Here is a 7,501-nt window from a genome sequence, read left to right on the forward strand (position 1 = left end):
GGGCGGGCCTCAGCTTGTCGGGCGGAAGGTGCGGAGGTGGAGGCTGTTCGCGACGACGGAGACCGACGAGAAGGCCATCGCGGCTCCGGCGATCATCGGATTGAGCAGGCCGGCCGCGGCCAGCGGCAGCGCCATCACGTTGTAGCCGAACGCCCATACCAGGTTGGATTTGATGGTGCCCAGCGTCCGCCGGGAGAGCCGGATGGCGTCGGCGGCGACCCGCAGGTCGCCTCGGACGAGGGTGAGGTCGCCGGCCTCGATCGCGGCGTCGGTGCCGGTGCCCATGGCCAGTCCGAGGTCCGCCTGGGCGAGGGCGGCGGCGTCGTTGACGCCGTCCCCGACCATCGCCACCGACCGCCCCTCGGCCTGCAGCCGCTTGACGACGTCCACCTTGTCCTGCGGCATGACCTCGGCGATGACCTCGTCGATCCCCACTTCGGCGGCGACCGCGTCGGCGACCGCCTTGTTGTCGCCGGTCAGCAGGATGGGGGTCAGGCCCAGTTCGCGGAGGCGGCGGACGGCCTCGGCGCTGGTGGGCTTCACCGCGTCGGCGATCTCCAGCACCGCGCGGGCGGCGCCGTCCCAGGCGACCGTGATGGCCGTACGACCGGCGGCCTCGGCGGCCCGCGCCGCCTCGGCGAGCGGGTCGGGCAGGGTGAGCGCCCAGTCCGCCAGCAGGCGTTCCCGGCCGACGAGGACGGCGTGACCGTCCACGACGCCCTGTACGCCGAGCCCTGGGACGTTCTCGAACTGCTCGGGCGTCGGCAGCGCGCCCACCTTCTCGGCCGCGCCGGCGGCGACGGCGGCGGCGATCGGGTGCTCGGAGGCGTTCTCCAGCGCGCCCGCGAGCCTCAGCACCTCGTCGGCGTCCTCGCCCTCCGCGGGGTGGACGGCGAGCAGTGTCATCCGGCCGGTGGTGACGGTTCCGGTCTTGTCCAGGACCACGGTGTCGGCCTTGCGGGTGTTCTCCAGCACCTCAGGGCCCTTGATCAGGATGCCCAGCTGGGCGCCGCGCCCGGTGCCGACCATCAGCGCGGTCGGCGTGGCCAGTCCCAGGGCGCAGGGGCAGGCGATGATCAGCACGGCGACGGCGGCGGTGAAGGCGACCGTGAGCCCGGCCCCGTTGCCGAGCCAGAAGCCGAGTGTGCCGAGCGAGAGCGCGATCACAAAGGGCACGAAGACCGCGGAGATCCGGTCGGCCAGCCGCTGGGCCCGCGCCTTGCCGTTCTGCGCGTCCTCGACGAGTTGCGCCATCCGGGCGAGCTGGGTGTCGGCGCCCACCCGGGTCGCCTCGACGACCAGCCGCCCGCCGGCGTTGAGCGTGGCGCCGGTGACCGTGTCGCCCACGGCGACCTCCACCGGCACCGACTCGCCGGTCAGCATGGAGGCGTCGACGGCGGAGGAGCCTTCCACCACCCGCCCGTCGGTGGCGATCTTCTCGCCCGGACGCACCAGGAAGTGGTCCCCGACGGCGAGTTCGGCGGTCGGTACCCGCTGCTCGCGGCCGTCCCGCAGGACCGTGACCTCCTTCGCGCCCAGCTCCAGCAGCGCACGCAGCGCGGCGCCGGCCTTGCGCTTGGAGCGGGCCTCGAAGTACCGGCCGGCCAGGATGAAGGTGGTCACCCCGGCGGCCGCCTCCAGGTAGATGTTCCCGGCGCCGTCGGTGCGGCTGACCGACAACTCGAACGGGTGGGTCATGCCGGGCATGCCGGCGGTGCCGAAGAACAGCGCCCACAGGGACCACAGCAGGGCCGCCGAGGTACCGACGGAGATGAGGGTGTCCATGGTGGCCGCGCCGTGCCGGGCGTTCGTCCACGCGGCGCGGTGGAAGGGCAGCGCGCCCCACACGACCACGGGCGCGGCCAGCGTGAGGGAGAGCCACTGCCAGTACTCGAACTGCAACGCCGGAACCATCGCCATCGCGATCACCGGCACCGACAGCAGGAGGGACACGAGGAGGCGTCGGCGCAGCGGCTCCAGCTCGTCGTCCTGCGGCGCGGCGCCCCCCGCCGGCACCTCCGTGGGCTCCGGGCGCGGCGGCGCGGGCGGGGCGGCGGTGTAGCCGGTGGCCTCCACCGTCGCGATCAGGTCCTCGACCGCCACGTCACCGTGGTAGGTGACCTTGGCCTTCTCCGTCGCGTAGTTGACGGTGGCTTCCACCCCTTCCATCCGGTTCAGCTTCTTCTCGATACGGGCGGCGCACGAGGCGCAGGTCATGCCGCCGATGGCGAGCTCGACCCGGGTCGGTCCGGGCGCGGTGGTGGTCACTGCTGCTCCCTGGGAGTGTGGACGGGGCCGGGCCGGACGGGTGGCGCCCGGAACGGCCCCGGCAGGTGGGTGGGCGGTCAGGCCCGACCGTTGAGTTCGTAGCCGGCGTGGTCGACGGCGTCGGAGATCCGTCGGTCGTCCGCCGGTCCGTCGGTGACCACGGTCACCTGTCCGGTCTCGACGTCGACGTCGACGGTGCGGACGCCGGACAGCTCGCCCAGTGCGGTGGTGAGCGTCGCGGCACAGCCGCCGCAGCTCATGCCCGAGACGGTGTAGACCGTACGGCGCTCGTTCCCGGGCGGGACGGCGGCGGTGCCGTTCGAGCGGTTCCCATCGGGGGTGCAGCAGGACGTCATGGTGGCTCCTCCGGGAGTCGGACAGGGTGAATCATACCCTGGCGGGGTATCCAGTGATGACAAGACTGTATACCCCCCACCCGTATTCCTCGCAAGGGGTCGTCCGGACTTCTCCCGGTGACGCATACCGCTACCCCCCAGGGGTATAGTCGTCGCTGTGTCGAACGGGTCGAACAGGTCGAACAGGTTGAGCGGCCCGACGGAGAACGCCCGACAGGGCACCCGCACCCAGGGAGTGTCATGAGAACCGGACTGAGGATCACCGCATTCGCCGCCGCGCTGGCCGCCACCTTCGGGGTCGCCTACGGCGCCGGTGCGGGCGTCGACCCGCTGAACACAACCCCCGCCGCGGAATCACCACACGGCGGGGAAGACCCCCACGCCGCGCCCGGCACCGACGGCCCGCCGTCCGCGTCGGAACCCCTCGGTGCCCTCAGTGTGACCGACGGCGGCTACAGCCTCGACCTGGACACTCCGCGTCTGGCCGCGGGGGAGCGGGGCGAGCTGCGCTTCACCGTGCGGGACGGGCGCGGCCGACCGGTGACCGACTACCACGTCGAGCACGAGAAGGAACTCCACCTCATCCTGCTCAGCCGTGATCTGGCGACCTACCGCCACCTCCACCCGGAGCGGGCCGCCGACGGGACCTGGAGCACCGACGTCCGACTGCCCCGCGCCGGCGACCACCGACTCGTCGCCGACTTCCGCCCCAAGGCCGGCGACGCCGCGCCCCGCACCCTCGGTGCGGACCTCGCGGTCTCCGGCGACTACCGGCCCCGCCCGCTCGCGAAGCCGTCCGCCACGGCGACCGTCGACGAGTACGCCGTCTCCCTCGACGGCGCCCTCACCCCCGGCCGCCCTGGCGAGCTGCGGCTGAGGATCAGCCGAGACGGCAGGCCCGTCACCGATCTGGAGCCCTACCTGGGCGCGTACGGCCATCTGGTCGCGGTGCGCGCCGGCGACCTCGGCTATCTGCACGTCCACCCCGGTGGCGAGGCCGGCGCCGGCAAGGCCCGGCCCGGCCCGGACGTCACCTTCACCGCGATCGCGCCCAGTGCCGGCACCTACCGGCTCTTCCTGGACTTCCAGCACGAGGGCGAGGTCCGCACCGCGTCCCTCACCCTCGACGTGCCGCCCGCCAAGGGCTCCGCGACCCCGGCTCCCGCGGGGAGGCCGGACGACGCCGGCCACGACCACTGATCCGGCGTCCCGCGGGCCAGCCCTCAGCGGGCGCGCAGCGCGGCCAGCGTCCGGTCGAGGTCGGCGGGCCGGGGGCGGTTGTGCGGCAGCCTGGCGAGCAGCGCGGCCATACCGCACGTGTTCGTCAGCGCGGAGAAGACCAGACCGGCCGCGACCCCGGCGGAGAGGAGCTGGAAGGCCGGGTGCACCAGCACGGCGAGGACCAGGCCGAGCAGGACAAGCGTGCCGGCGGTGAGCCGGACCTGGCGGTCCATCGCCCAGGCGGTCCGCGTCGGGCCGTCGGGGCGCCGCAGTTCGTGGCCTTCGGAGGTCCAGGCGCCGGTGCCGCCGGCAAGCGTGGCGGTGGGGATGTGGTGGTCGGCCAGCACGCGGCAGGCGCTCTGCGAGCGTGCTCCCGACGCGCACACGACCAGGACGTCACCGCGTTCGGCGGCGTCGCGCAGGTCGGGCAGCGCGCGCTGGAGCTGGTCGAGCGGGATGTTGAGCGCGCCGGGCAGATGGCCGGTCGCGTACTCGCCGGGCGTGCGGACGTCGATGATCGTCAGCTCGTGCAGCCGGTCGCGGGCTTCGTCGGTTCCCAGCGTCGTGGGTGTGGTCATGGTGGGTGCCATCCTTGTGTGTCGACGGTGCCCCCCGAGGGAGACTACCATTACCCCTGGGGGTATTTCTGAGGAGTTGTGGTGGAACTTGATCTGGCAGGTGCCGAACTCAAGGCGGTGCTCAACCGGCTGCGCCGGGCGCAGGGGCAGATCACCGGCGTGATCCGGATGATCGAGGAGGGCCGGGACTGCGAGGAGGTGGTCACGCAGCTCGCCGCCGCGTCGCGGGCGCTGGACCGGGCGGGCTTTGCGATCATCGCCACCGGGCTCCAGCGGTGTCTGACCGACATCGAGGGCGGTGTCTCCTCCGACGAGGGTCGGGAGGAGACGCGGGCGAGGCTGGAGAAGCTGTTCCTGTCGCTCGCCTGAGCCGCCGGCGGGCCGCCGGTCTCACACGAGCGTGCCGACCAGCATGAAGGCGGCGACCGCCAGCAGCACTCCCGCGAAGATCCTCCGCAGCGCCACTGCCGAGACCTTCGCCGCCAGCCGCCTGCCGTCCCAGGCGGCGAGCACGGCCGCCCCCGTGAACGGTGCCACGACCGCCCAGTCGACCCCGGCGCCGCCGCCCGCCCGCGCGGTGAGGGCGACCAGCGCGAACGCCACCGTGAGCGCCGTGGCCGGCAGATCACCGGCCGCCGCTCCGGCGAGATAGGCCGGAACAACGCCCGCCGCGCTGAACAGCGCCGCCGTGCGCCAGGCCACCTGGCCGTCGCGGGCGTGCGCGTAGAGCGCCGTCGCCGAGGTGGTGGCGACGATGAACAGCGCCGCCGTGGTGGCGGCCGCCGGAGTGAAGTCCAGCAGGTAGATCAGCGCGGGGACGGCGAGGATCCCGCCGCCTCCGCCCAGCGCCCCGAGCGCCAACCCGACGGCGGCGCCCGCGGCGAGGGCGAGCAGCAGCGCGCTCACGCGGGCGCGTCCGGGACGCCGAGCCGTTCCTCCGCCATGGCCCAGGCCGCGTAGCCGCCGAGCAGGTCGGAGACGTCCGCGAGGCCGCGGTGCCGCAGCAGGCTCGCGGCGATCGACGAGCGGTGGCCGCCGGCGCAGTGCACCACCACGGGCCGGTCGTCGGCGATCTCGCCGAGCCTCCCGGGCAGCTCGCCCAGCGGGATGTGCACGGCCGCGTCGAGGTACCCGGCGGCCCCGCGCTCGGCGCAGCCGCGCACGTCGATCACCAGCGGCGGTCGCTCGCCGTCGAGCGCCGCCCGCAGGTCGGTCGCCGTCACCCGGCTCGCCGGGGTGACCTCGTCGTCGCCGAACGCGGCCAGGTGGTCGTCGGGATCGCGCAGGTACCCGGCGAACCGGTCGAAGCCGACCCGGGCGAGGCGGGTGAAGATCTCCCGCTCGCGGTTCTGCGGTGCGACGACGAGGAGTTCGTCGGTCGGGGCGAGCACCGTGCCGACCTGCTCGGCGAAGCGCCCGTCGGCGGGTACGTTGACCGCGCCGCGCAGGTGGCCGGCGGCGAAGTCCTGCGGCGTGCGGGCGTCGAGTACCACCGCACGGGAGGCCCGGCGCGCGGCGAACTCCTCGACCCCCAGCGGCCGCGGCGCGGCGCCTGGATCGTGCAGCTCCCGCCGCCGCCGGTTGAGGTCGGCGTCGTAGGAGAAGTACTCCGGGGCGGCCGACTGGCCCGCGGTCACCAGCTCGACGAAGGCGCTCCGACTCATGGGAGCGCAGGCGTAGTTGGTGGCCCGCTGGGCGCCGATGGTGGACCACCGCTCGGTCGAGAGGTTCTTGCCGCAGGCCGAGCCCGCGCCGTGCGCCGGGAACACCCGCACCTCGTCCGGCAGGGTCATCAGCTTGTTCCGCACGCTGTCGTACAGCATCGACCCCAACTCCTCCGCGCTGACGCCGGAGGAGGCGAGCAGGTCCGGGCGTCCGACGTCGCCGATGAACAGCGCGTCTCCGGTGAGCACGCCGTAGGGCACGGCGTCGTCGGCGTGCTCGCGGACGAGGACGCTGACGGACTCGGGAGTGTGGCCCGGCGTCTCCAGGATCTCCAGGGTCACCTCGCCCAGAACGATCAGCTCGCCGTCGGCCAGTGCGCGGACGGGGTACTCGGTCACCGCGCGCCGCCCGTAGCCGATCCACGCCCCCGTGCGCGCCGCCAGCTCGAGATGTCCGGCGACGAAGTCGGCGTGGAAATGGGTGTTGATGACGCCTACCACGGTGAGCCCGCGGCTCTCGGCGTCGGCGAGGTACTCGGCGACGTCCCGCCGGGGGTCGACGACCACGGCGTTCCCGGTTTCCTCGTCGGCGATCATGTACGACGCCTGGGAGAGGCAGTCGAGGTAGTACTGGGCGAAGAACACAGCGGAGACCTCCGTCACGGCGGGGCGAAACAGCCGTTCTCGTATACGGGTGGGGGTATCTGCTCCTCACGGTAGCGGGCCCCGAACTTCCTCGTCAAATACCCCCCGGTGTATCCATCCCTCGGTGGTGAGGGCGCCGCACGTTGCGCCGGGCAGCAGATCGCGCGCCGGGTGGGAACACGTTGGCGGACGGCGCCGCGGCGCTGTTAGCATCGGTGCCATGGCACGAGGTATCTGGTCGCAGAAGGTCCGCACCGCCCGCTGACGGCGGCGCGTTCCTGTTGAATCCTGCTGAGTCCGCGCTCGCCGTCCCGGTCCACGCCGGGCGGCCCGCTGCTGCCGCCCGGCTCCACTGCGAGCCGCGGAGCACCGTTGAACCCCTCCTCCCTTCCCCGTACCGCCATGTCCCTGCCCGCCGAGGCGGGCGGTAGCGCGCACGTCCGAGCCGACGGCGTCACCGTCCGCCGCGGGTCCCGCACCGTCCTGAACGACGTCTCGGTCACCGTCTCCGCCCGGTCCCGCCTCGCCGTCGTCGGCGAGAACGGCCGCGGCAAGACCACCCTGCTGCACCTGCTGGCCGGTCTCGTCACGCCGGACGAGGGCACCGTGCGGCGCACCGGCACCCTGGGCCTGGCGCGTCAGGAACTGTCCGCGCGGGACGGCGAGACCGTCGGCACCCTGACGTCCGAGGCGCTGGCGCCCTCCCTCGCGGCCCTCGCCGCCCTGGACGAGGCGACCCTCGCCCTCGCCGAGGGCGACCCCGCCGCCG

General features: G+C 73.6%; 8 protein-coding genes. 3 read left to right on the forward strand and 5 right to left on the reverse strand.

Features of this window, described 5'->3' with window-relative positions; translation table 11 throughout:
- Positions 1-9: 9 nt before the first annotated feature.
- Together FNX44_RS21100 and FNX44_RS21105 are read right to left on the reverse strand one after the other, a co-directional pair.
- A complete protein-coding gene (locus FNX44_RS21100) occupies positions 10-2,268 on the reverse strand; it encodes a heavy metal translocating P-type ATPase (RefSeq protein WP_143650188.1) in 2,259 nt (752 codons plus the stop codon).
- A gap of 77 nt (positions 2,269-2,345) precedes the next feature.
- Complete coding sequence (locus tag FNX44_RS21105; RefSeq protein ID WP_143650190.1) at positions 2,346-2,624, reverse strand: heavy-metal-associated domain-containing protein; 279 nt, start codon at positions 2,622-2,624, stop codon at positions 2,346-2,348.
- Positions 2,625-2,864: 240 nt separating this feature from the next.
- Here FNX44_RS21105 and FNX44_RS21110 point away from each other — a divergent pair, with 240 nt between their 5' ends.
- Complete coding sequence (locus tag FNX44_RS21110; RefSeq protein ID WP_181356380.1) at positions 2,865-3,824, forward strand: DUF8832 domain-containing protein; 960 nt, start codon at positions 2,865-2,867, stop codon at positions 3,822-3,824.
- A 23-nt stretch (positions 3,825-3,847) separates the two neighbouring features.
- On the opposite strand, the gene FNX44_RS21115 is transcribed toward FNX44_RS21110, so the two are convergent.
- Entirely contained in the window at positions 3,848-4,423 is a 576-nt protein-coding gene (locus tag FNX44_RS21115) for a rhodanese-like domain-containing protein (protein ID WP_143650192.1), read from the reverse strand.
- Between the two features lie 81 nt (positions 4,424-4,504).
- Between FNX44_RS21115 and FNX44_RS21120 the strand changes: the two genes are divergently transcribed.
- Complete coding sequence (locus tag FNX44_RS21120) at positions 4,505-4,792, forward strand: metal-sensitive transcriptional regulator (RefSeq protein WP_143650194.1); 288 nt, start codon at positions 4,505-4,507, stop codon at positions 4,790-4,792.
- Positions 4,793-4,813: 21 nt separating this feature from the next.
- Here FNX44_RS21120 and FNX44_RS21125 read toward each other — a convergent pair whose 3' ends face one another.
- Complete coding sequence (locus FNX44_RS21125) at positions 4,814-5,329, reverse strand: TSUP family transporter (RefSeq protein ID WP_143650196.1); 516 nt, start codon at positions 5,327-5,329, stop codon at positions 4,814-4,816.
- On the reverse strand, positions 5,326-6,732 hold the full coding sequence (locus FNX44_RS21130) for an MBL fold metallo-hydrolase (protein ID WP_143650200.1): 1,407 nt from the start codon (positions 6,730-6,732) through the stop codon (positions 5,326-5,328). Before FNX44_RS21130 ends, FNX44_RS21125 begins: the two co-directional genes overlap by 4 nt.
- 402 nt (positions 6,733-7,134) lie before the next feature.
- Here FNX44_RS21130 and FNX44_RS21135 point away from each other — a divergent pair.
- Positions 7,135-7,501 (forward strand): ATP-binding cassette domain-containing protein (locus tag FNX44_RS21135; protein WP_143650198.1); only part of this gene is annotated, 367 nt, incomplete at its 3' end.

This window comes from Streptomyces alkaliterrae, from assembly GCF_007097205.2.
GTDB classification, from domain to species: Bacteria; Actinomycetota; Actinomycetes; order Streptomycetales; family Streptomycetaceae; genus Streptomyces; species Streptomyces alkaliterrae.